This window comes from Piscinibacter gummiphilus (assembly GCF_002116905.1).
Lineage (GTDB): Bacteria > Pseudomonadota > Gammaproteobacteria > Burkholderiales > Burkholderiaceae_C > Rhizobacter > Rhizobacter gummiphilus.
In genome coordinates, this window is the sequence record NZ_CP015118.1 from 1,770,774 (window position 1) to 1,792,917 (window position 22,144).

The 22,144-nt window shown below is 70.5% G+C and carries 22 protein-coding genes; 14 read left to right on the plus strand and 8 right to left on the minus strand.

From position 1 onward, the window contains the following. From cysC to A4W93_RS08040, 8 genes are all read left to right on the plus strand, one after another. Complete coding sequence (cysC, locus tag A4W93_RS08005; protein WP_085750119.1) at nucleotides 1–600, plus strand: adenylyl-sulfate kinase; 600 nt, start codon at nucleotides 1–3, stop codon at nucleotides 598–600. A gap of 60 nt (nucleotides 601–660) precedes the next feature. Then, nucleotides 661–1,296, plus strand: a complete 636-nt coding sequence (locus A4W93_RS08010; protein ID WP_085750120.1) for a glutathione S-transferase — start codon at nucleotides 661–663, stop codon at nucleotides 1,294–1,296. A gap of 12 nt (nucleotides 1,297–1,308) precedes the next feature. Continuing rightward, complete coding sequence (locus tag A4W93_RS08015) at nucleotides 1,309–1,761, plus strand: DUF2214 family protein (protein ID WP_085750121.1); 453 nt, start codon at nucleotides 1,309–1,311, stop codon at nucleotides 1,759–1,761. Nucleotides 1,762–1,777: 16 nt separating this feature from the next. Further along, on the plus strand, nucleotides 1,778–2,413 hold the full coding sequence (locus tag A4W93_RS08020) for a LysE family translocator (protein ID WP_085750122.1): 636 nt from the start codon (nucleotides 1,778–1,780) through the stop codon (nucleotides 2,411–2,413). 75 nt (nucleotides 2,414–2,488) lie between these two features. Beyond that, the gene (locus A4W93_RS08025; protein WP_085750123.1) at nucleotides 2,489–2,977 is read left to right on the plus strand and encodes a hypothetical protein; all 489 of its coding nucleotides are present in this window, start codon (nucleotides 2,489–2,491) and stop codon (nucleotides 2,975–2,977) included. A gap of 151 nt (nucleotides 2,978–3,128) precedes the next feature. Next, entirely contained in the window at nucleotides 3,129–5,048 is a 1,920-nt protein-coding gene (locus A4W93_RS08030) for a diguanylate cyclase domain-containing protein (RefSeq protein ID WP_169726519.1), read from the plus strand. 199 nt (nucleotides 5,049–5,247) lie between these two features. Further along, on the plus strand, nucleotides 5,248–6,465 hold the full coding sequence (locus tag A4W93_RS08035; protein WP_085750125.1) for an ABC transporter substrate-binding protein: 1,218 nt from the start codon (nucleotides 5,248–5,250) through the stop codon (nucleotides 6,463–6,465). A gap of 244 nt (nucleotides 6,466–6,709) precedes the next feature. Further along, the gene (locus A4W93_RS08040; protein WP_085750126.1) at nucleotides 6,710–9,883 is read left to right on the plus strand and encodes a carbohydrate binding domain-containing protein; all 3,174 of its coding nucleotides are present in this window, start codon (nucleotides 6,710–6,712) and stop codon (nucleotides 9,881–9,883) included. A gap of 70 nt (nucleotides 9,884–9,953) precedes the next feature. Here the strand turns inward: A4W93_RS08040 and A4W93_RS08045 are convergent, their stop codons facing one another. Further along, on the minus strand, nucleotides 9,954–11,006 hold the full coding sequence (locus A4W93_RS08045) for a LacI family DNA-binding transcriptional regulator (protein WP_169726520.1): 1,053 nt from the start codon (nucleotides 11,004–11,006) through the stop codon (nucleotides 9,954–9,956). A gap of 190 nt (nucleotides 11,007–11,196) precedes the next feature. Here A4W93_RS08045 and A4W93_RS08050 point away from each other — a divergent pair, with 190 nt between their 5' ends. Beyond that, nucleotides 11,197–11,583, plus strand: coding sequence for a RidA family protein (locus A4W93_RS08050; protein WP_085754079.1), 387 nt, complete (start codon nucleotides 11,197–11,199; stop codon nucleotides 11,581–11,583). Nucleotides 11,584–11,805: 222 nt separating this feature from the next. Beyond that, nucleotides 11,806–12,636 (plus strand): transglutaminase-like cysteine peptidase, encoded by an 831-nt coding sequence (locus tag A4W93_RS08055; RefSeq protein WP_085750128.1) that lies wholly within the window; start codon nucleotides 11,806–11,808, stop codon nucleotides 12,634–12,636. Nucleotides 12,637–12,745: 109 nt separating this feature from the next. Here A4W93_RS08055 and A4W93_RS08060 read toward each other — a convergent pair whose 3' ends face one another. Continuing rightward, entirely contained in the window at nucleotides 12,746–13,276 is a 531-nt protein-coding gene (locus A4W93_RS08060; RefSeq protein WP_157782135.1) for an outer membrane beta-barrel protein, read from the minus strand. Nucleotides 13,277–13,514: 238 nt separating this feature from the next. Here A4W93_RS08060 and A4W93_RS08065 point away from each other — a divergent pair, with 238 nt between their 5' ends. Continuing rightward, entirely contained in the window at nucleotides 13,515–13,823 is a 309-nt protein-coding gene (locus A4W93_RS08065; protein ID WP_085750130.1) for a hypothetical protein, read from the plus strand. Between the two features lie 13 nt (nucleotides 13,824–13,836). On the opposite strand, the gene A4W93_RS08070 is transcribed toward A4W93_RS08065, so the two are convergent. Next, the gene (locus tag A4W93_RS08070) at nucleotides 13,837–15,807 is read right to left on the minus strand and encodes an ATP-binding protein (protein ID WP_085750131.1); all 1,971 of its coding nucleotides are present in this window, start codon (nucleotides 15,805–15,807) and stop codon (nucleotides 13,837–13,839) included. A gap of 33 nt (nucleotides 15,808–15,840) precedes the next feature. Between A4W93_RS08070 and A4W93_RS08075 the strand changes: the two genes are divergently transcribed. Beyond that, nucleotides 15,841–16,572, plus strand: a complete 732-nt coding sequence (locus A4W93_RS08075; protein ID WP_085750132.1) for a response regulator transcription factor — start codon at nucleotides 15,841–15,843, stop codon at nucleotides 16,570–16,572. 1 nt (nucleotide 16,573) lies between these two features. Here the strand turns inward: A4W93_RS08075 and A4W93_RS08080 are convergent, their stop codons facing one another. Beyond that, nucleotides 16,574–17,209, minus strand: coding sequence for a DUF1345 domain-containing protein (locus A4W93_RS08080; protein ID WP_169726521.1), 636 nt, complete (start codon nucleotides 17,207–17,209; stop codon nucleotides 16,574–16,576). An 82-nt stretch (nucleotides 17,210–17,291) separates the two neighbouring features. Here A4W93_RS08080 and A4W93_RS08085 point away from each other — a divergent pair, with 82 nt between their 5' ends. Then, nucleotides 17,292–18,038: a glycine-rich domain-containing protein gene (locus A4W93_RS08085; protein ID WP_099959872.1), complete on the plus strand. Its 747-nt coding sequence runs from the start codon at nucleotides 17,292–17,294 to the stop codon at nucleotides 18,036–18,038. Here the strand turns inward: A4W93_RS08085 and gluQRS are convergent. Beyond that, nucleotides 18,035–18,895 carry a tRNA glutamyl-Q(34) synthetase GluQRS gene (gene gluQRS / locus A4W93_RS08090; RefSeq protein ID WP_099959873.1) on the minus strand — a complete coding sequence of 287 codons (861 nt, stop codon included), beginning with the start codon at nucleotides 18,893–18,895 and terminating at the stop codon, nucleotides 18,035–18,037. The genes A4W93_RS08085 and gluQRS overlap by 4 nt on opposite strands. Then, on the minus strand, nucleotides 18,892–19,887 hold the full coding sequence (locus A4W93_RS08095; RefSeq protein WP_085750134.1) for a LysR family transcriptional regulator: 996 nt from the start codon (nucleotides 19,885–19,887) through the stop codon (nucleotides 18,892–18,894). Before A4W93_RS08095 ends, gluQRS begins: the two co-directional genes overlap by 4 nt. Before the next feature lie 135 nt (nucleotides 19,888–20,022). Between A4W93_RS08095 and A4W93_RS08100 the strand changes: the two genes are divergently transcribed. After that, entirely contained in the window at nucleotides 20,023–20,724 is a 702-nt protein-coding gene (locus A4W93_RS08100; protein WP_085750135.1) for a pirin family protein, read from the plus strand. Between the two features lie 19 nt (nucleotides 20,725–20,743). On the opposite strand, the gene A4W93_RS08105 is transcribed toward A4W93_RS08100, so the two are convergent. Further along, nucleotides 20,744–21,211, minus strand: coding sequence for a DUF3592 domain-containing protein (locus A4W93_RS08105; RefSeq protein WP_085750136.1), 468 nt, complete (start codon nucleotides 21,209–21,211; stop codon nucleotides 20,744–20,746). Between the two features lie 201 nt (nucleotides 21,212–21,412). Then, nucleotides 21,413–22,120 carry a Bax inhibitor-1/YccA family protein gene (locus A4W93_RS08110; protein WP_085750137.1) on the minus strand — a complete coding sequence of 236 codons (708 nt, stop codon included), beginning with the start codon at nucleotides 22,118–22,120 and terminating at the stop codon, nucleotides 21,413–21,415. Nucleotides 22,121–22,144: the final 24 nt, after the last annotated feature.

Below are 22,144 nucleotides of genomic sequence, written 5' to 3' on the forward strand. Positions count from 1 at the left end.
ATGCGGTCGGTGCCGGGGCCCGGTTCCGCCGCGCGGGTGACCCGCGCGCAGCGCGAGCGGCTCAATGGGCACCGCGGCGGCGTGGTCTACATGACCGGCTTGTCGGGGGCCGGCAAGTCGACCCTGGCCGCGAGCGCGGAACGGCTCCTGCACGACCTGGGCCTGCACACCAGCGTGATCGACGGGGACGACCTGCGCGGCGGACTCTGCAGCGACCTGGGGTTCAGCGATGCCGACCGCATCGAGAACATGCGCCGGGCCACCGAGGTGGCCCGGCTGCTGGTGGACGCCGGGCTGGTCGTGCTGAGCGCGATGATCTCGCCGTTCCGCGGCGAACGCGAGGCGGCCCGCCGCCGCTTCCCCGCCGGGGATTTCCTCGAAGTGTTCGTCGATGCGCCGCTGGCCGTGTGCGAGGCCCGCGACCCGAAGGGCCTGTACGCACGGGCCCGGCGGGGTGACCTGCCCGGGTTCACCGGCATCGATTCGCGGTACGAACCGCCGTCCCGGCCGGAGCTCCGCATCGACACGGCACGGCAGACGGTGGACGAGGGACTCTCGGCGCTGCTCGCCGCGATGCACCGCGCCGGCTTCTTCGGCTGAGGACGCTGCCGGGTTTTCTCTTTCTTATAGACTGGCCGTTTCCCTGGAAGGAGGTGGCAGGTGCAACTGGTCGGCATGCTCGATTCACCCTATGTGCGGCGCGTGGCCGTGTCGCTGCAACTGCTGGGACTGCCGTTCGAGCACCGTTCGGTGTCGGTCTTCCGCACGTTCCCGCAGTTCCAGGCCATCAACCCGGTGGTGAAGGCGCCCACGCTCGTCTGCGACGACGGCGAGGTGCTGATGGACTCCACGCTGATCCTCGATTACGCCGAGGCACTCGCCGCCGGCCGCCGTTCGCTGATGCCCGCGGCACTGCCCGCGCGCCAGCACACGCTGCGCGCCATCGGCCTCGCGATGGCCGCGCTCGACAAGAGCATTCAGATCGTCTACGAGCACGAGCTGCGGCCCGAGGACAAGCGCCACGGCCCGTGGGTCGAGCGGGTCACCGGCCAGCTGCTGGCGGCGTGTGCCGCGATGGAGGCCGACCTCGGCCGGCGCCCGCTGGGGGCCACCACCGCCACGCTCGACCAGGCCGGCGTGACCACCGCGGTGGCCTGGACCTTCCTGCAGGCCATGGTGCCCGACCGGGTCCCTGCGGCCAGCCACCCGCGGCTCGTGGCCTTCACGGCCGAATGCGAGGCGCTGCCCGCGTTCACTGCGGCGCCGCACGGTCCCGACACGGTTCGTCCTTCCTGAGGAGTCGCCTCCATGCTGGCCAGCGCCACCATCGCCTTCCTGCATTTCGCCGCCGTGTTCGGCGTGTTCGGCACGCTGCTCGGCGAGTGGCTGCTGTTCAACCGCGCACCCACCGTCGCCGAGGCCTCGCGCCTGCAGCAGCTCGACCGCCTCTATGGCCTGAGCGCGCTGGTGCTGCTGGTGGCCGGCGCGCTGCGCGTGTGGCGCTTCGAGAAGGGCCTCGACTACTACCTGCACAACCCGTTCTTCCACCTCAAGCTCACGCTGTTCGTGGTGGTGGGGCTGCTGTCGATCTATCCCACGGTGGTGTTCATCCGCTGGAGCCGCGACCTGCGCGGCGGCCTCGCGCCGGTGGTCAGCGAGGCGCAGTACACCTGGATCTCCCGCATCCTGAAGGTCGAGCTGGTGCTGCTCGTCGGCATCCTGGCCGCGGCGTCGCTGATGGCCAAGGGCGTGGGCCTCTGAGAGAAAGGGAAATCGGGTGGAATCGCTGTCGTTCTGGCTGGTGTTCGTGAGCGCCGTCGTCGCGCTGAACGTGTCGCCCGGGCCGGACATGATGTACATCGTGTCCCGTTCGCTGAACCAGGGCACGCGTGCCGGCGTGGCCTCGGCCATCGGCGTGTGTTCGGGCGCGCTCGTGCACGCCGTCGCCGCGGCGCTGGGCCTGTCGGCGCTGTTCGCCGCGTCCGCGCTCGCGTTCACCGTGCTCAAGTGGGTGGGTGCGGCCTACCTCGTGTACCTGGGCGTGCGCGCCATCCTGTCGGCGGGCGAGGTCACGGCCGCGCCCGCGGCCCGGCCGCCCGCCACCGCGTGGCAGTGCTGGCGCGAGGGCGTGCTGATCGACGTGCTCAACCCGAAGGTGGCGCTGTTCTTCATCGCCTTCCTGCCGCAGTTCGTGCGGCCCGGCCATGGCGACCCCGCGTGGCAGATCTTCGGCCTGGGCCTCGCGCTCGTGGCCGTGAGCGTGGTCGTCGAGGTGACCATCGCGCTGCTGGCGGCGCGGGCCGCGGGCGCGCTCGCGGCGAACCGGCGCTTGTCGGCATGGGTGTCGCGCTCGCTGGGTGCCATGCTGATCGGCCTCGGCGCGCGGCTCGCCTTCTCGGGCTCGAAGGCCTGAACCTCGCGATCGGCGAGAATCCGCGTTCCCGAGGAGATCGTTTTGCCTGCTTTCCGTTGCCGCTGGATCCGCCGCGTGGCGTCCGTGTTCTTCGCCGCCATGACGTGGGTGTCGCACGCCTCCGCCGCCGAGCGCGACCCCGATGCCGACTGGAAGATGAACGTGCCCAACGGGTACCGCCAGTCGTACGAGGACGAGGGCCGCACGCTGGTGCTCACGCCCGCCAACCCCGACCAGTTCCTGATCCGTTTCACCTACCACTCGCTGAAGGCGTACGTGAAGGAGCGCCCGAAGGTGGGCCGCGAGTTCATCGAGCACCTGGCCGCGAAGAAAGGTCTGAAGACCTTTCCGGTCGACGGCAACGGCGGCGTCGCCTACCTCGAGCCGCCGGTGGTGACCGAACAGGACGGCGGGCGGGTGCAGGAGACCGCGGGCAGCCTCGGGCTCGACGATGCCTACGTCACGTTCACGGTCGTGATCGACGAGGCGGCGATGAGCGATCCCGCCGTCAAGGAACTGTTGCAGTCGGGCCTGCCCGTGCTCCTCGGCCGCATCCGCAGCTGAATCGATGCCGCCGTAGCGGCGGTCCGCGTGAGTTTTGACACGGGCCTTGCGCGAAAACCCCTTCACACACGGGGGGCGCGGCCGAAGACGATGAACGACCGGCTTTTTGTCGTCACCGTCCTTCATGTTCCGTTCCATCCCGTTCTGTTCCTTGACGAAGTGGGCGTTCCGCCCGCTTCAGGCCATCGCGCTGTGCTGGCTGCTGCTGCTCGGTGCGGCGGGGCCCGCGTTCGCGGACGCACCGCCCGCCAACGTCGTGCGGCTGCACTTCCACCGCGTGAGCCACGACTACACGGGCTGGGGGCTGCACCTGTGGGGCTCGAACCTCGTGCTCACGCGCGACGTGACGTGGGAGCGTCCGCTCGAACCCGCCGGGGTCGACGCCTACGGCGTGTACTTCGACGTGCCGATCGATCCGTCGGCCACCGGCTTCAACTTCATCCTGCACCGCGGCGAGACGAAGAACCATCCGAAGGACCAGCTGCTCGACCTCGCCCGCCATGGCCGCGAGGTGTGGCTGCTCGAGAACACGGAGACGGTCTTCACCGCGCCGCCGCCCGTCGGCAGCGATTTCCAGCTGGGCCTCGAGACCGAGCAGAAGCGCCAGCGCAACGTGGCGCTGCTGTGGGGCGCGGCCGGCGCCGTGGTGCTGGCGATGGCCGGCATCATCTGGTTCATCCAGCGCCGCGCGGCGGGTTCGCGGTCGGACCTCGCCGACCAGCTCGCGAAACTGATGGAAGCGCAGAACGAGATGCGCCTGCGCAACGGCCCGGCCTCCGCGCTCGACGACGAACTCACGGGCCTGCCCACGCGCAGCGGACTGCAGCACGCGCTGGAGCAGGCGATCGGCCGGGCCAAGCGCGGCGGGGGCCGCACCGCGGTGCTGTTCATCGACCTCGACGGCTTCAAGGCCGTCAACGACGGCGCGGGCCACGACGCCGGCGACCTCGTGCTGAAGGTGCTCGCGCAGCGGTTCAAGGCCTGCCTGCGCGAGTCCGACATGGTGGCGCGTGTGGGTGGCGACGAGTTCGTCGCCGTCATCGAGAGCCTGCAGTCGCCGCTGCACGCATTCAACGTGGGCCGCAAGCTGCTGGCCGCGGCACGCTTGCCCATCGAAGACGGGGGCCGTGTCCACCAGGTGGGCGCGAGCATCGGCGTCGCCGTCTACCCGCTCGACGGCCAGGACGCCGCCACGCTGATCAAGGGCGCCGACACCGCGATGTACGGCGCGAAGAAGGGCGGCAAGGACGCCTGCCGCTTCCTGCAGGCCGATCTGCAGGCGCAGATGGACGCCCACCTGCAGCGCGAGGACCGGCTGCGCGAGGCCCTCGACCGCGGCGAGCTGCGCCTCGACTACCTGCCCGACCTCGACCTCGCGAGCGGCCGGGTGCTCGGCGCCGACGCGGTGCCGCGCTGGGACGGCGACGGGGCGCCCGCCTCGCTGCACGAGATGTTCGACACCGCCCAGGACGAGGTGCTCGCCGAGCGGCTCAACGCCTGGATGCTGTCCGAGGCCAGCCGCCACGCGCAGACCTGGCGCAACCGGGGGCTGCCGCCGGTGCGCATCGCCGTCAACCTGCTCGGCGAGACGGCGTCGGCACTCGAGAAGGCGCATCGCCTGCTGTCGGGCGACCGCGCCGCGGCGCACGGGCTCGTGGTGCAGCTGCGCCCCGGCCTGCTCGACGATCACCATGGCCATGTCGCGCTCATCGACGCGCTGCATGCGCTCGGGGTGGGGGTCGCGGTGACGGGGCTGGGCGTGCAGGACCTGAGCCTGCTGCGACTGGTCGAGACCCCCATCGACCTGCTGAAACTGCAGGCGCCGCGGTACGTCGCCGCGGCCTCCGCCTCGGCCGACGGGTTGGCGCGCAGCCTCGTGGCGCTCGGCGTGGCGCGCATGTTCCGCGTGGTGGCCTCCGACGTCGACACCCCCGCCCAGCGCGAGTGGTGCCGGCGCATGGTCGTCGGCTCCACGATGCCGTCGATGGCGACCGGCACGCTCGGCGCGGAGGCGTTCGCGAAGATGCTGGGTCTGCGCACCTCGGACAGCCGCGAGCACGCCGCGGGCTGACGGTTCGTGCCAACGTTGGCACCGGCTCGGTGTTAACGAGCAGAAATATTCTGTAAGGTCGCTTTAATAATCGATTCCCTCAGGGGGTCGTCCTTGCGTGAAACCGGTTCCGCGGCTTTCCCGCGACGCGTGTCGGCCCTGTTTTCGGTCACTCGGAAAAGGAACGTGCGTGAAGGCTCGGACGGCAAGGACGTGGGTGATGGGCAGTGCGCTGGCGCTCTGCATGGGGGCGGTGGCGGCGGCGGAGGTCGAGGTGCTGCACTGGTGGACGGCCGGCGGAGAAGCCCGCTCGGTGGACGAACTCAAGGGACTGCTCGCCAGCCAGGGACACCGCTGGCGTGACTTCGCCGTCGAGGGCGGCGGCGGCGACAGCGCGATGGCCGCGCTGAAGGACCGCGTGCAGCAGGGCAATCCGCCCGCGGCCGCACAGATCAAGGGTCCGGCGATCCAGCAGTGGGGCCGCCTCGGCGTGCTCGCGAACCTCGACGACATCGCGCGCGAACAGGCGTGGGACGCCCAGGTGCCGAAGGTGGTGGCCGACGTGATGAAGTACAACGGCCACTACGTGGCGGTGCCCGTCAACGTGCACCGCGTGAACTGGCTGTGGATCAACCGCGACGCACTGCGCAAGGCCGGCGCCCGCCCGCCGCGCACGTGGGACGAGTTCTTCGCCGTCGCCGAGCGTTTGCAGAAGGTGGGCATCATCCCCGTGGCCCACGGCGGCCAGTCGTGGCAGGACTTCACGACGTTCGAGACCGTCGCGCTGGGCATCGGCGGCGCCGAGTTCTATCGTCGCGCCTTCGTGCAGCTCGACCCCAACGCGCTGCGCAGTCCCACGATGGAACGGGTGCTGACGACCTTCCGCCGCATCAAGACCTACACCGACAAGGGCGCGCCGGGCCGCGACTGGAACAAGGCGACCGCCATGGTCATCAGCGGCCAGGCCGGCATGCAGTTCATGGGCGACTGGGCCAAGGGCGAGTTCCTCGCCGCGAAGCAGGTGCCCGGCGAGCAGTTCCTGTGCGTGGCCGCGCCAGGCACCGAGCGGTCGTACATCTTCAACATCGACAGCTTCGCGATGTTCCAGCTGAAGGACCCGAAGGCGACCGAAGGCCAGCGCGCGCTGGTCAAGACCATCATGAGTCCGAAGTTCCAGGAGAACTTCAACCTCAACAAGGGTTCGATCCCCGTGGTGACCGGCATCAACCGCGACCGCTTCGACCGCTGCGGCCAGGAGTCCAGCGCGCACTTCGTCGCGAGCGCGATGCTCAACAACCTCGTGCCGTCGATCGCCCACCGCATGGTGCAGGACGACGCGACCGAGAAGGCCGTGCGCGAGACGGTGGCGGCGTTCTGGAACGACGACCGCATCACGGCGGAGGACACCATGGCGGCGCTCGCCGTCCTCCGCAGGTGACGTGACGCCGGAACCGTTTCCGCGGGATGCGGAAGCGGTTCCCCCGGATTCTCCCCAAGCCTAGGGAAAGCACCGCATCGGCAATCTCTTGACCGATACAGAATCGCCTCCACTCGAAATCTGAACCGATTCAGGTGTCGATTCTTCCTGCGGTGTGCCCCGACCGGTCGGTGCTTCCGCATCCCGAATCGTCGTTGGTCCCTGGCGCGCAGGAACCAGCGACGCTGCAGTTTGGAGCGAAGCTATGAAACCCTGGCGCCTCACCGCGCTCGCGGGTCTGCTCGCCGCCGGCATCGCGCCCGCGGCCGTGGCAGCCACCGCGACCGTCTACTACTCCACCACCTACAAGGGCTGGACCGGAGCGAACATCCACCACAACGCGAGCGGCACGTGGACCACGGTCCCCGGCACCGCCATGACGGCGGCCTGCACGGGCTGGACCGTCGCCACCGTGACCTCGTCGGCCAGCACCTTCCAGGCCGTGTTCAACAACGGCTCGAACGTGTGGGACAACCCCACGGGCGGCGGCAACTACACGATCCCGGACGGCATCCACCAGGTGAAGAACGGCGGGATCGTCGCGAACGCGGGCAACCCCTGCGCGACGAGCGGCACCAACAGCGCCACCGTGTTCTACAAGCCGAACTCCGCATGGACCACGGTCAACATTCACTACGCCCCGAACGGCGGCGCGTGGACCACCCCGCCGGGCGTGTCGATGGACACGGCCTGCACGGGCTGGCGCAAGAAGGTGGTCTCGCTCGGCTCGGCCACGGGCCTCGCGGTCACGTTCAACAACGGTTCGACCTGGGACAACAACGGCGGACGCAACTACGCGCTCGCAACCGGCAGCCAGAAGGTCGAGAACGGGGCCGTCTCGTCGGGTGACCCGTGCGAGGGCATCGACATCACCCCGCCGACGGTGCCCACGGGCCTGTCGAAGACGGGTGCCACCACCAGCACCATCGGGCTGGCCTGGACCGCCGCCGCCGACCTCGTGGGCGTGACCGGCTACGAGGTGTTCCGCAACGGGGTCTCCGCGGGCACCTCCAGCACCACGAACTTCACGGCCTCGGGCCTGAGCGCGAACACCGCGTACAGCTTCACCGTGCGGGCACGCGACGCGGCCGGCAACTGGTCCGCGCAGAGCACCGCGCTGTCGGCGTCCACCGCGGCCCCCGAGGTCGACACCATCGCCCCGACGGTGCCGACCGGCCTCACCGCCACCACGAGCGGCACGTCGATCACGGTGCGCTGGACCGCATCCACCGACGCCGTGGGCGTGGCCGGCTACACCGTCTCCCGCACGGGCGGCGCGGGCCCGGTGAGCACCAACGTCACCGGCACCACGTTCAACGACACGGGCGCGGCGCAGACGACGTACAGCTACACGATCACCGCGTACGACGCCGCCGGCAACCGCTCGGCGGCCAGCGCCTCGGTGGGGGCGACCACGGGCCAGCCAAGCGCCGCGGGCACGCCGATCGGCACCGACATGCGCGAGGACTCGATCTACTTCGTGATGACGGCCCGCTTCTACGACGGCGACTCGACGAACAACCGCGGAGGCCAGTTCCACGTGACCTCGGGCAACGCGGCCAACAACGACCCGATGTTCCGCGGCGACTTCAAGGGCCTGATGCAGAAGCTCGACTACATCAAGGCGCTGGGCTTCTCGGCGGTGTGGATCACGCCGGTGGTGCTCAACCGCTCGGACTACGACTTCCACGGCTACCACGGCTGGGACTTCATGCGCGTCGACCCGCGCCTGGAGAGCGCGGGCGCCTCCTACCAGGACCTGATCAACGCGGCCCACGCGAAGGGCATCAAGATCATCCAGGACGTGGTCTACAACCACTCGAGCCGCTGGGGCGAGAAGAACCTGCAGACCCCGAAGGTGTTCGGCGTTCGCGACGCGCAGTGGAGCTGGTACTACGACGAGCCGATCGCAGGCCGGGTGTACGACGGCATCACGGTCGCCGACCCGATGGGCAAGTCGTACACGGGTGACCTCTGGAGCACCACCGAGCCGGCCGGCAACACCTGCCGCAACTGGGGCGTGCCGACGTCGTTCACCAGCAAGGAGGGCTACCGCATCTACAACTGCCAGTGGCCGAACCCGACCACCGGCATGTTCAAGCCCGAGCTGTACCACCAGTGCTGGATCGGCAACTGGGAAGGCGAGGACGCCCGCAGCTGCTGGATCCACGAGGACCTGGCCGACTTCAACACCGAGTCGAAGCCCGTGCAGGACTACCTGAAGCAGGTCTACCGGAAGTACATCGCGATGGGCGTGGACGGCTTCCGCATCGACACCGCGGTGCACATCCCGCGCGTCACGTGGAACCGCCACTTCCTGCCCGACGCGCACGCGTACGCCGAGGCCACCTTCGGCGAGAAGGGCAAGAACTTCTTCATGTTCGGTGAAGTGGGTTCGTTCGTGAACGACAAGTGGAACCGCGGTTCGCCGAACCACTCGGCCCAGTTCTTCACGTGGAAGGAACGCGCGACGTACAGCGCCGACGACACGGCCGCCGCGCTCGAGCAGTTCAACTACGAGAACAACCAGGGCACCGGCAACCAGCCGACGTCGACCAACGCGTTCCTGTCGGGCAACAACTACCGCACGCCCGACCACAGCAAGTTCTCCGGCATGAGCGTGATCGACATGCGCATGCACATGAACTTCGGCGACGCCGGCAACGCGTACTGGAACGGCAAGGACTCGGACGACAGCTACAACGACGCGACCTACAACGTCGTGTACGTCGACAGCCACGACTACGGCCCGAACAAGTCGAACACCCGCTACACCGGCGGCACGGCGGCCTGGGCCGAGAACATGAGCCTGATGTGGACCTTCCGGGGCATCCCGACGCTGTACTACGGCTCGGAGATCGAGTTCCAGGCGGGCAAGCAGATCGACTGCGGCCCGACCTGCCCGCTCGCGACCACCGGCCGCGCGTACTTCGGCGACAACCTCGAAGGCACGGTGGTGGCGTCCGACTTCGGCGTGGTGTCGAGCGCCACGGGCGCGGTGGCCACCACGCTCGCCAAGCCGCTTGTCAAGCACGTGCAGCGCCTGAACCAGATCCGCCGCAAGGTGCCGGCGCTGCAGAAGGGGCAGTACTCGACCGAAGGCGTGTCGGGAGGCATCGCCTACAAGCGCCGCTTCACCGATGCGGCCAAGGGCGTCGACAGCTTCGTGCTGGTCGCGGTGACCAGCGGCGCGACGTTCAGCGGAATCCCGAACGGCACCTACAAGGATGCCGTCACGGGTGACACGAAGGTGGTCTCCTCGGGTGTGCTGACCGCCACGGTGTCGGGGCAGGGGAACGCGCGCATCTACGTGCTGGACCTGCCGGGGAATCCGGCGCCGGGCAAGGTTGGTGCAGACGGTCCGTTCCTGAAGCCCTGACCGGCAGACGGCGACCTTTTCGGCCGGCGCCCTCGGGGGGGCGTCGGCCGTTTTTTCTGGGTCGGACGAGTCAGGTGTTGCGCACCACCAGCTCGAACGGCAGCGGATCGCTGCGTTCGCCGTCGAGCACCTGGCGCACGGCCAGTCGGCCCTTCAGGGCGCCGTCCTGGCGCATGGTGGTGAGCCCCGCGGCGCCGGCCGCGGGGATGTCGTCGAAGCCGACGATGGAGGTGACGTCGAGGCGGCGGTTGCCGCGCAGCGCCTCGACGCCCACGAGGGCCATGGTGTCGGCCATGCCCAGCACCGCGAGCTTCGTGCGCGCGGGCAACTGCTTCAGGTAGTCGGTGATGCGGTCGATCTCGTCGGCCGGCTTGTTGTCGTCCATCTCCAGCCAGTCGATGCGGTCGAGGTCGAAGCCGGCCTTGTGGGCGGCGCCCACGTAGCCGTGGCTGCGTTCCATCGTGACCGAACCGCTGCGGGGCGACTTGAGGTCGAGGCGGTGCTTGCGCTGGCGCTCGTCGAGGGTGAACGAGAGCACCAGCACGCGGTCGGGTGCGCCCTTGAGCGCGTGGTCCATCGCCGCGGCGGCGCCGGCGCGGTCGTCCATGCGCACCGACGGCACGCCGGTGACGCCGGTGTCGACCAGCACGATGGGCTTGCTGAAGGCCTTGACCTCGGGAGCGAGGTCGGCGTCGACCTCGGCGTAGACCACGAGCGCGTCGGCCGTGGTCTGGAAGGCATAGGCGAGGGACACGGTGCGGCCCATCTTCGGGATCAGCTGCATCGTCATGCCGCGCGCGTCCAGTTCCTGGGCCACGCCGCGGAGGAACTCGATGCTCAAGGGGTCGGCCAGCGCGAAGCTCAGGTCGTGGTGGAACACCACGGCGACCTGGCGGATCTCGCGGCTGCGCAGCGCGCGGGCGGCGGGGTCCGGGCCGAAGTAGCCGAGTTCGCGGGCCTTCGCGAGGATGTCCGCCCGCAGGGCCTCGGACAGCTGCTCGGGCCGGTTGAACGCGTTCGACACGGTGGTACGGCTGACGTCCAGCGCGGCCGCGACGTCCTTGAGCGTGAGTCGGGGTTTGCGGGGAGCAAAGGCGGCGTTGGCGGTCGGTTTCGCGGACATGGGCGTCTTGGGTACAGAAATGGACGTACGTTCAACGGGGCGAAGATTACTCTGGTTGGCGCCCCGGTTTGTCGTTGTCAGGCGACAGGCACGCCAAAACCCCGCATCACGGTGTCCTGAAGCGGTATCGATACCGGGCCGCGGGAGGGGTGTGCCATCATCCTGGTTTTCCAGCAGATTCACCAGTTTCATGTCACGCCAACTGATCAGCTCCGGCTCGACCTTCGAACAGGACATGGCCTATTCCCGGGCCGTCGTCGACGGCGAATGGGTCTTCGTGTCCGGAACCACCGGCTTCGACTATTCCACGATGACGATCGCCGACGGCGTGGTCGACCAGGCCGAGCAGTGTTTCAAGAACATCCAGGCCGCGCTGGAACAGGCCGGCGCGAGCCTGCAGGACATCGTGCGGGTCAACTACGTGCTGCCCGTCGCGTCGGAGTTCCCGTCGTGCTGGCCGGTGATGCGCAAGTACCTCGGCGAGGTGCGTCCGGCCGCGACGATGATCTCCGCCGGCCTCGTGGACCCGCGCATGCGCATCGAGATCGAGGTGACCGCGCGCAAGCGTTCGGCCTGATCGGCCGTCCCGGTCCTTGACCCGGCCACCGGGTTGCCGTACACCTGGGCTTCGATTCCTCAGTGGGAGCCGGGGCACAACAACACCACCCCGACGAGTCGCTGTCGAGGTGGCCGGCCGGCGGGCAGGCGCCCCTTCAGCGCGGCAACACAGCGGCAGAAGTTCCGGGGCCGTCGGTTCGTTCCACCGAAACCGTCTCCTGGCCCGCCGTGCGAGGTTGCCATGCCACTCGCTCCGCTGCGCCACCGGGTGCCGTGCATCGCCGTCCTCTGTGCCGGGCTGGCGGTGGACCCCGTGTCCGCCGATGCTGCCGACAGCGGGTTCCCGCCGCTCGGAGACCTCAACGCGGGTGTCAACCGCCAGGCGGCCCACGTGCCCGATCCGGACCGCACCGACCTCTGGGCCACGCCGGCCGAGCTGGCCGCGCGGGGTGCGGGCGACTGCGAGGACTTCGCCATCGCCAAGTACTTCGCGCTCGTGGGTGCCGGGGTGCCGGCCGCGCGCCTGCGCATCGTCTACGGCGCCCTGCAGTTCGGGGCGGGCGAGGTGTGGCGGCCGCACGTGGCCCTCGTGGTCCTGCCCGAGGACGGGGCCCCCATCGGCACTGCCGCCGTGCTCGACAGCGTGCTCGACGAGGTGCGCCCGCTGTCACGGCGCCCCGACCTGCGCATCCGCCTGAGCTTCAACGAGGAGGGCCTGTGGGCCGGGCTCGACCGCGGCCCCGCGGCACGCGAGGCGCGAAGCCTGCGGCCGTGGGCGCGGGTGCTCCAGCAGTCGGGGCGCGGGCCGTCAGGCGTGGGGCTGGGCCAGTCGCAGGTGCAGGTCGAACGACTCGCCCTGGTCCAGCCGCATCGTGTAGCCGCGGTGCGCGTCCCCGAGGTGGGCGGTGACGTGGTAGGTGCCGGGAGGCAGCGAGACGTCGACCAGCGGGCCGGCGTCGTCGACGGTCAGCACCGTCTCGCCATCGAGGGTGTCGATCAGCAGGCGCAGCGGTTCGCGGCGGTTCGAACGGTTGCCGGACGGGTACAGGGCGAGCAGCCGCTGCAGCGGTGAGTCGGCATGGCGGCCCGGCGGGTGGTCGTCGTGGGCATGGATCAGCAGTCGGGCCGGGGCGGGATGGTGGGCAGCAAACATGGCGGGATCTCCTGGAGGGACGGGACGTTCAGAAGCCGTAGCGCACACCGACCGTGAATTGGTCGATGTTCGGCTTGTCGCCGAAGACGTCGGGGCGGTAGCGCTCCCACTCGCCGCGCAGCGACACGTCGCGGGTGATCGCGTACTGCGCGCCGGCGCCGAGCTTCAGGCCGTTGCCGCTCGTGTCGGCGTTCGGGGTGTCGACGTCGATGTGGGCCACGCCGAGGCGGCCGAGCAGAGTCCACTGATCGGTGATCGGGGCGAGGCCGACGGCGTCGAGGTACTCGCCGTGCGCCTTCACGTGGCCGGCGTCGCCGGCGACGCGGCCCAGGTCGGCGTAACCCGCTTCGAACGCGATGTTCGGGGTCACCTGGTAGCCACCGAACACCTTGCCCGAGACCCCGTCGCCGTGGCCGTTGCTGCCCTGGATGCCGTCCTCGTAGCGCGGCGCGCCGAGGTTGGCCCCGGCGTAGAACGGTTCGGCATGGGCGGCGGTGGAGCCGAGTCCGGCGGCGAGCAGGGCGGCGGCGAGGGCGGGCTTGAACGCGGTGAACTTCATGGTCTGTTTCCTTTCGGTGACGCACCGGGCTTGGTGCATGGCTGCATCGTCGGCGCCGCGCTGTCCGGTCGTGTGTCGGAAGCGACGTGCCCGTGTTGCATCTGCAATGGAGCGTCGATGACATCTGCAATGAAGCCGCGGCCGCGCCGCAATGTGCCGTCAATGCGGCGCGCCGACGATCGCGGTGCGGAGGGCGGCATCAGGCCCGCGCCTCCGTGACCACCACGAAAGGACTTCCATGAACACCACCTCCCGCAACCTTCTCGCGACCGCCGTGCTGGCGGTCGCCGCCGCGGCCGCGCAGGCCGCGCCCGGAATCAGCGTCTCGGCCGCGCAGGAGACCGCCGTGCACACGGGCATGACCCCGGCCGAGGTGCGCGCCGCCATCGGCCGGCCCGAGCGTGTCTTCCACTTCGCGGGCGAGAACGGCGCCACGTGGCGCTACACCGCACCGCAGGTGAACGACGGCGCCGCGAGCTTCCTCGTGGACTTCGGCGCCGACGGCCGCGTGGCCGCGGTGAGCGAACAGACCGACGAGATCGACTGATCCCGGAACGGGATCAGCCGAGCAGGTCGGAGAGTGCGTCCGCGAGTTCGGCGCGCCGCAACGGCTTGCCGAGCACGCGGGTCACGCCGGCCTGGGCGGCCCGTTGCGCCAGCAACGCACCGCCATGACCGCTCACCAGCAGCACGGGCAGGCCCGGGTCGGCTTCGTCCACGGCGGCCGCCAGTTCGGTGCCGCTGAGCCCGGGCATCACTTCGTCGGACACCACCGCGGCGAACGTGCCGGGAGCGGCCCGCACCGCCGCCAGCGCGGCGAGCGGATCGGTGAAGCCGGCCGGGGCGTACCCGAGCCCGGCCAGCAGCCCCATCATCATCTCGACGAGCGCCGGTTCGTCGTCGACGACCAGCACCGCCTCGCCCGTCCCGCGCCGCGGCGGCCGGCGGGCCTCGGGCGCCGGAGCGGCTTCGTCGGTGCTTTCGGGCAGGTACAGCGTGAACCTCGCGCCACGGCCCGGCGCGCTCCACACGTCCACCGCGCCTCCGAACTCGGACACCACGCCGTGCACCACCGCGAGCCCGAGGCCAGTGCCGCCCCCGTCGGCGCGGGTGGTGAAGAAGGGTTCGAACAGCCGCTCCATCACCTCGGCGGAGATGCCCGCCCCGCTGTCGCCCACCGACAGCACCAGGTGGTCGCCGGACGGCAGCGACGCATGCGACAGCACGGTGGGGGCCGCGGTGCTTTGCCGCACGAGCCGCACGGTGAGCGTGCCGCCGTCGGGCATGGCCTGCATCGCGTTCGTGCACAGGTTCATCACCGCCTCGAACACGCGCGTGGCGTCGCCGCGCACGCGGGCGTCGGCGGCGGCGAGGTCGGTCTCCAGCACCACGCCGGGTCGCAGCGAACCCGCCAGAAGGGCGAGCACTTCCTCCACCACGGGCTGCAGCACGAAGACGGCCGACGCCCGCGCACCCCCGCGGGAGAACGCGAGGATGCGGGCCACGAGCGACTGCCCCCGTGCCGCGGCCTGCAGCACCTTGTCGAGGTGGCGGGCCTGGTCGCTGCCCGGGGGGGCGGCGTCCTGCGCCATCTCGCCGAAGCCGACGATGGCCCCGAGCACGTTGTTGAAGTCGTGGGCCACGCCGCCGGCCATGGTGCCGAGCGATTCGAGCTTGCTCGCGCGGGCGCGCTGCAGCTGCAGGGCCTGCTGGGCCTCGGCCCGGCGGCGGTCGGCGCGTTGAACGACGCGCCACGACAGCGCGAGCACGACGCCCAGCAGCACCGCGGCGGCGGCCGACAGCTGCGCGGATTCGCGCCAGCCGGCCAGGGCCGCGGTGGTGTCGCGCGAGAGCACCAGGTCCACCCCGAAACGCTCGACGTGGCGCCGCTGCTCGATCCGTCCCGGCCCGGTCGCGGGCACCTCGCCGGCCAGCACGGCACCATCCTGCCGCAGCACCGCCATGCGGGCGTCGGTCGCCGACGACGTGGCCGTGAACGCGCCGAGCAAGGCGGCCGACGGCATCGACGCGACGACCCAGCCGTGCGACGGCACGCGCACGGCCAGCGCGACGAGCGGCGGGGCACCGAATCGGGTGCTCACCGCGGTGCCGTCGGCGGGCTGGTCGGCGAGGGCGGGCGAGAACGTGTCCAGCGCGGGCGGCGGCGACGCGTCGGAGGCGGCCAGCAGGCGGCCCTCGGTGTCGAGCATCCAGAGCGACTGCACGAGTGGCATCAGCTCCGCACGCACGCGCAGCGACCGTTCGGTCTCGGGACCCGATGGCGCGAGGCGCCCGGCGTTCCAGCCGGCGCGCACGGCCCGCAGGCCTTCCTCGGCGCCTTCGAGTCCGCGCGCGAGTTCGTCGGCCAGCGCGAGCGACAGCAGGTTCAGCTCGCGCACCTGCGCGTCGAGCGTGTCGCGGTGCAGCCGCCACAGCGCCCCGGCCGCCACCAGCGCGAAGATGCACACGCCCGCGAGTGCGGCGAGCCACCAGCGCGGTGCGAAGGAACGAACCGGCGGCGCGGGGGTCATGCGCTACGATCCATGCGACAGGCTCCGCTTTTCATGACCGACTCCACTGCACCGCACATCCTCGTGATCGACGACGATCCCAGTATCCGCGATCTGGTCGCGGAGTACCTGGGCAAGAACGAGTTGCGGGTCACCACGGCGGCTTCGGGGCGCGACCTGTTCGCGCTGGTCGACCGCGAGGCCATCGACCTCGTGCTGCTCGACCTGAAGCTGCCCGGCGAGGACGGCATGGCGCTCGCCCGCCAGCTGCGCGAGCGCGCCACCGTGCCCATCGTGCTGCTGACCGGGCGCGACGAGGAGGCCGACCGCGTGATGGGCCTCGAACTGGGCGCCGACGACTACGTCACCAAACCGTTCAGCCCGCGCGAGTTGCTGGCCCGCGTGCGCGCGGTGCTGCGACGCTACCGCGTGCAGGCCACGCTGCCCGAGCGCGACGCCAGCCGCCGCGCCTTCCGCTTCGCCGGGTGGGAGCTGAACCTGCGCACGCGGCGCCTCGTGGCGCCGGACGGCGAGGCCGTGGAGCTGTCGAACGGCGAGTTCAGCCTGCTCAACGCACTGTGCCGCGCGCCGCAGCGGGTGCTGACACGCGACCAGCTGCTGTCGATGTCGCGGCTGCACGAGGCCGAGGTGTACGACCGCACGGTGGACGTGCAGGTGCGGCGCCTGCGCATGAAGGTGGAGGCCGACCCGGCGCATCCGCTGCTCATCGTCACCGAGCGCGGCGCGGGCTACCGCCTGGCGTGCGACGTCGAGACCCTGTACTGAGTCACACCATCCCCGCCGCGAGGTTGATGGTGAACGCGAGCACCGCGGTGTTGAACCCGAACGACACCACGGACTGCAGCAGCACGAGGCGCCGCATCGCGGCGTTCGAGATGACCACGTCGGACGTCTGCGAGGCCACCGCGATGGTGAAGGCGACGTAGAGGAAGTCGGCGTAGTGCGGTCGGTGGCCCTTGCCTTCGGGGAACCCGAGGCCGCCTCCTTCGCTGTTCTCGTAGAACCGGCTGGCATAGGCGAGCGTGAAGAGCGTGGGCACCAGCAGCCAGGAGCCGATCACCGTGACCACGGCGAGCGCCACGCGCCCGAGCGCGCCGGCTTCGTCGCCCTTGGCCGCCGACAGCTGCAGCACCGTGCCGGCGAGGCTCGCGAGCGCGCCGACGAGCACGAGCATCAGCACCACGACGATGCTTTCCGCCTGGGCTTCGGCCACCCGCTTCACATGCGCGTGGTCGGCATGGAACATGGCCCAGGCCACCTGGGCGAGGTAGAGCCACGTCGCCACGTTCCAGCCGACGAGGGCCCGGCTCACCGGGTCGGCGACACCCGGCATCAGGAAGGCCGCGGCCAGGCCCACCGCGAACGCGGCGGCGAGGCGGATGTGGGCGACGAGGTGGGGCACGACGGGGAACATCGGACGGGAGCATACCGCCGTGTTGCATGATCCGGCCTGTCGCCACTGCCGGCCCCGGGGCCGTCCTCCGATGAATGCGCTGCTGACCGTCCTGCTGATCGCCACGAGCCTGACCTTGCTGTTGCTGTGGCGGCGCCAAAGGGCGTTGCGCCGGGAGGCCTGGATCCGGTCGTTCGAGTTTCCCCACGGCCTGTTCGCCCCGCTGCGCGAGCGCCACGCCGACCTGTCGCTCAAGGACTGCCAGCTCGTGGCCCACGCGCTGCGGCAGTTCTTCCTGGCCCACCTGCACAGCGGACGCAAGTACGTGTCGATGCCCTCGCAGATCGCCGACGAACTCTGGCACGAGTTCATCCTGCACACGCGCAACTACGAGGTGTTCTGCCACAAGGCCTTCGGCCGCTTCATGCACCACACGCCGGCGGTGACCCTCGCCGGCGGGGCGCGGCAGAGCAACGCCGGGCTGCGGCGCTGCTTCTGGTTCGCGTGCCGCGACGAGAACATCAACCCGCGCCAGCCCACGCGGCTGCCGCTGCTGTTCGCGATCGACGCGAAGCTGAAGGTGGCGGGCGGGCACGTCTACGTGGCCGACTGCCGCGGCGTGAGTCGCGACGGTGCCACGGTGATCCATTGCGGAGGCGAGTTCTCGAGCGCCAGCCACGACGGCGGCACCGACGGGTTCGGGGACACCCGCCCGGGCAGCGGCAGCGATGCGGGTGGGGACAGCAGCGGGTCGTCGAGCGACGACAGCGGCGGCAGCAGTGGCGACAGCAGTGGCTGTGGCGGGGGAGGGTGCGGGGGCGGCGGGGGGGGCGACTAGGTTCGCCACGCCGTGACGGCGGCGGCCAGCCACTCGCCCACGGTGGCGCCGTCCGCCCCGATGCCGAGCGGTGCGCCCGCAGCCTTCAGCACCGCGAGCGGATCGGCCACGTCGACCGCCGTGGCACCGGTCTGCTTCGACAGCTTCTCGCCCGCCGCGTCGCGCACGAGCGGCGTGTGCAGGTAGCGCGGTGTCGCGTACCCCAGTGCGTGCTGCAGCAGGATCTGCCTCGGTGTGTTGTCGGCCAGGTCCTCGCCGCGGACGACGTCGGTGATGCCCTGCAGGTGGTCGTCCACCACCACGGCCAGCTGGTAGGCCCACAGGCCGTCGGCCCGGTGCAGCACGAAGTCGCCCACGGCCTCGGCCACGTGCTGGTGCTGCTCGCCCAGGCGGCGGTCGGTCCAGCGGATCTCGGGGCCATCGGCGTGGAACCGCACCGCCCGCGGCGGCTTGCCGTGCAGGCCGTTGCGGCAGGTGCCGGGGTAGACGAGTTCGCCGTGGCGCGGCTTCGACGCGCCGGACGCCGCGAGCGCGCGGGCGATGTCGCTTCGGGTGCAGCCGCACGGGTACGCGAGGCCGGCGGCCACGAGGCCGTCGAGGGCCTGCCGGTACAGCGGGCCGCGCGCGGACTGCCACACCGGCGGTTCGTCGGGCACGAGGCCGCAGGCCGCCAGTTGGTCGAGGATGATGCGGTCGGCACCGGGCACGCAGCGGGGCGTGTCCACGTCCTCGATGCGCACGAGCCATGCGCCGCGGTGCGCACGGGCGTCGAGCCAGCTCGCCAGCGCGGCCACCATCGAGCCCGCGTGCAGCGGGCCCGTGGGCGACGGGGCGAAACGGCCGCGGTAGTCGCTCAATCGAGGCCCTGCTGCAGCAGGCCGCAGTGGCGTTCGATGAGGGCCTTGCGGGTCGCGGGGCTCTCGAGTTGCTTGAGCCACCACTTGAGCGCTTCGCCGAGGCCGGTGCGGCGCGGGCCGTTGGCCGGCGTCGCGCGCCACGCGTAGCCCATGCGGGCCTCGGGCGCGGGGCGCTGCACGGCTTTCGCGACGAGGCGGCCGGCTGCGATGTGTTCGCGCGCCAGCGGCTCGGGAATGAAGCCGCAGCCCATGCAGCGGATCTGCGCCTCGATCTTGGCCTGCATGCTGGCGACCGTCAGCACGTCCTGGCCCGGCAGCAGGTTCACCGTGATGGGCGCGAGGTGCTGGGCGGAGTCGGCCACGGCCACGGCGCGGTGGCGCAGCAGGTCGTTGTCGGTGATGACCCCCTCGATGGCCGCGAGCGGATGGTGCGGGGCGACGGCGAACACGAAGGGCAGGTCGCCGAGCGGGAGCATCTGGATGCCGGCGGGCAGCGTGCGGTCGGTGCCGACGCCGATGGCCAGGTCGGCGTGGCCTCGCACCAGCGCCTCCCACGTGCCGGCCAGCACCTCGGTGCGCAGGCGCAGGCGGGTGCCGGGGCCACCCGTCGTGCCCTCCGGCTGCAGTGCGTAGAAAGCCTCGCACAGCTCGAACATCGTCAGGCGCGACATCACGCCGTCGACCGAGATGGTGAGCTGCGTCTCCCAGCCGGTGGCGACCCGCTTGACGCGGCTGGCCACCGCCTCCATCTGCTCCAGCAGGCGCAGGCCTTCGTTGAGCAGCTCCTCGCCGGCGGCGGTGAACTTCGCCTGGCGCGACCCGCGGTCGAACAGCAGCACGTCGAGCGCGTCCTCCAGCTGGCGCACGCTGTAGGTGAGGGCGGAGGGCACCTTGCCGAGTTCGCGCGCGGCGGCGGCGAAGCTTCCGGTGCGGGCGATGACCTCCATCATCGACAGCGCTTCGGGGGTCAGGACGTTGCGGGCGGTGGGCATGGCGGAGCAGGGGCGGCCGGGGGGAGGGGAAGAGGCGTTCATCTTATTTGAACGGATGCTTCAACGCCTGCCCACGATGGGAGAGGCCCGCGCTCCTACAGTGAACCCATCGACACACACAGACAGGAGCCCACCATGATCACCCTTCGCAAATCCTCCGATCGCGGCCATGCCGACCACGGCTGGCTCAAGTCCTTCCACAGCTTCTCGTTCGCCGAGTACCACGACCCGCGCCACATGGGCGTGGGCAACCTGCGCGTCATCAACGAGGACCGCATCGCCCCGGGCACCGGCTTCGGCACCCACGGCCACCGCGACATGGAGATCGTGTCGTACGTGCTGTCGGGCGTGCTCGGCCACAAGGACAGCCTGGGCAACGGTGCGCAGATCGTGCCGGGGGACGTGCAGCGCATGAGCGCGGGCCGCGGCATCCGCCACAGCGAGTTCAACCAGGCGCCGCAGCAGGAGACGCACTTCCTGCAGATCTGGCTGCTGCCCGACGAACGCGACATCGAGCCGGGCTACGAGCAGAAGCACTTCGAAGACGCCGACAAGCGCGGCCGGCTGCGGCTCGTCGCGAGCCGTGACGGGCGGAACGACTCGGTGACCATCCACGCGAACGCGTCGATGTACGCCGGGCTGTTCGACGGCGGCGAGGCGGCGGAGCTGCCGCTCGACACCGGCCGCGTCACCTACGTGCACCTCGTGCGCGGCAAGCTCGAGGTGAACGGGCAGGCGCTCGACGGCGGCGACGCGGTGACGCTGCGCGGCGAGGAGCGCCTGGTGCTGGCCAACGGCCAGGACGCCGAGGTGATCGTGTTCGACCTGGCGGCCTGATCCCCCGGCCTGCGGTGGCTCAGGCCACCGCGGGTTCCGCGGCCTCGGCCGACGCCTTGCGGCGGCGGTACACGAAGATGCCCACGCCGATGACGGCGAGCGCACCGCCGGCGGCCATCATGATGCCGGAGTCGTCCTTCGCGTTCGCGAGGATCACGGTGTTCGGCGACTCGGGCAGGTACTTCACCATCACCTTGTTGTCGTTGCCGTCGCGGAAGCGCTGGCCCACGTCCTTCGACACGCTGAGCGCGGCCTTCACGGGCTGCTTCGTTTCGGTCTCGAAGTGCACCTCGAGCTTGAAGCCCTTCTCGCGGCCGGACACGGCCTTCTCCTTCCAGGTGACCTGGTCGAGCGTGGCCTCGACGGTCTTGCCGTGGTCGGCGATGGCCTTGAAGTCACGGCCTTCGGTGAAGCCGCCGTAGGCGAGGCCGAGGCCGATGAGGACGAGGGCGGGGGGGAGCAGGGCGCTCTTGAGTTTGGCGAACATGGTGTAGATGAATGAGCTTGGCCCCGCCTGGAGGCCGAAGCGAAAGGGGGCGAGCGAAGCGATGCCCTGAAACGTGGACGCGAACGCGGAAGGCGAGCGAAGCGAAGCCGCAGATCAAGCCACACGCGAGCCCGGGTTTCCCGGGCGACCCGTGGCGCCCCCTGGGGGCAGGAGGCGCCAGCCGACTGGGGGGCCGATGTTTCAGTCGTCCGAGGAGGCGAGCGAGATCAGGATCCGCAGCACGTACCAGAGCATCAGCGCGATGGACGCGAACAGGTGCAGCGCGGCACCGGCCGGGCGGTCCGTCGGGTACTCGTGGATGATCTTCGAGGTGTCGTACAGCACGCAGGCGCCGGCGAACAGGACCATCAGGGCCGAGAACCAGATGCCCAGCGAGAAGCCGAAGATCACGCTGACGATGATGGCGCCGAGTGCCACGAGGCCGCCCACGCGCAGGAAACCGCCGAGGAACGAGAAGTTGGTCTTGACCGTGAACGCCGTCCAGGTGAGGGCGGCCACGAGCAGCAGCGTGATGAACGCGGCGGCGCCGATGGCGCCCGGCGCGACCTTCGAGGCCAGCGCGAACAGGGGCGAGAACATCACGGCTTCGGCGACGACGTAGATGCCGAGGCCCATCAGCTGCTTCTGGTTGCTCTCGGCGTTGTCGGCGAGGTTCGTGGCGAGCCAGCCCACCAGCATGAAGCCACCCATGAACGCGAGCCACATGAACTTGGCACCGGCGATGACCTTGAGCATGCCGAAGCCGAAGCCGGCCATGTGCAGCACCATCGACAGCGCGACGAACGCGAGCATGGCGCCCGCGAGGTTCGTGTAGGTCTTGCGGATGAAGTCGATGCGGCTGGTGCCGGCGCCGGCACCGTTCGGGCCGCCCGCGTAGATCTCTTGCATGGTCTAGCTCCCTCTGAGGATGTC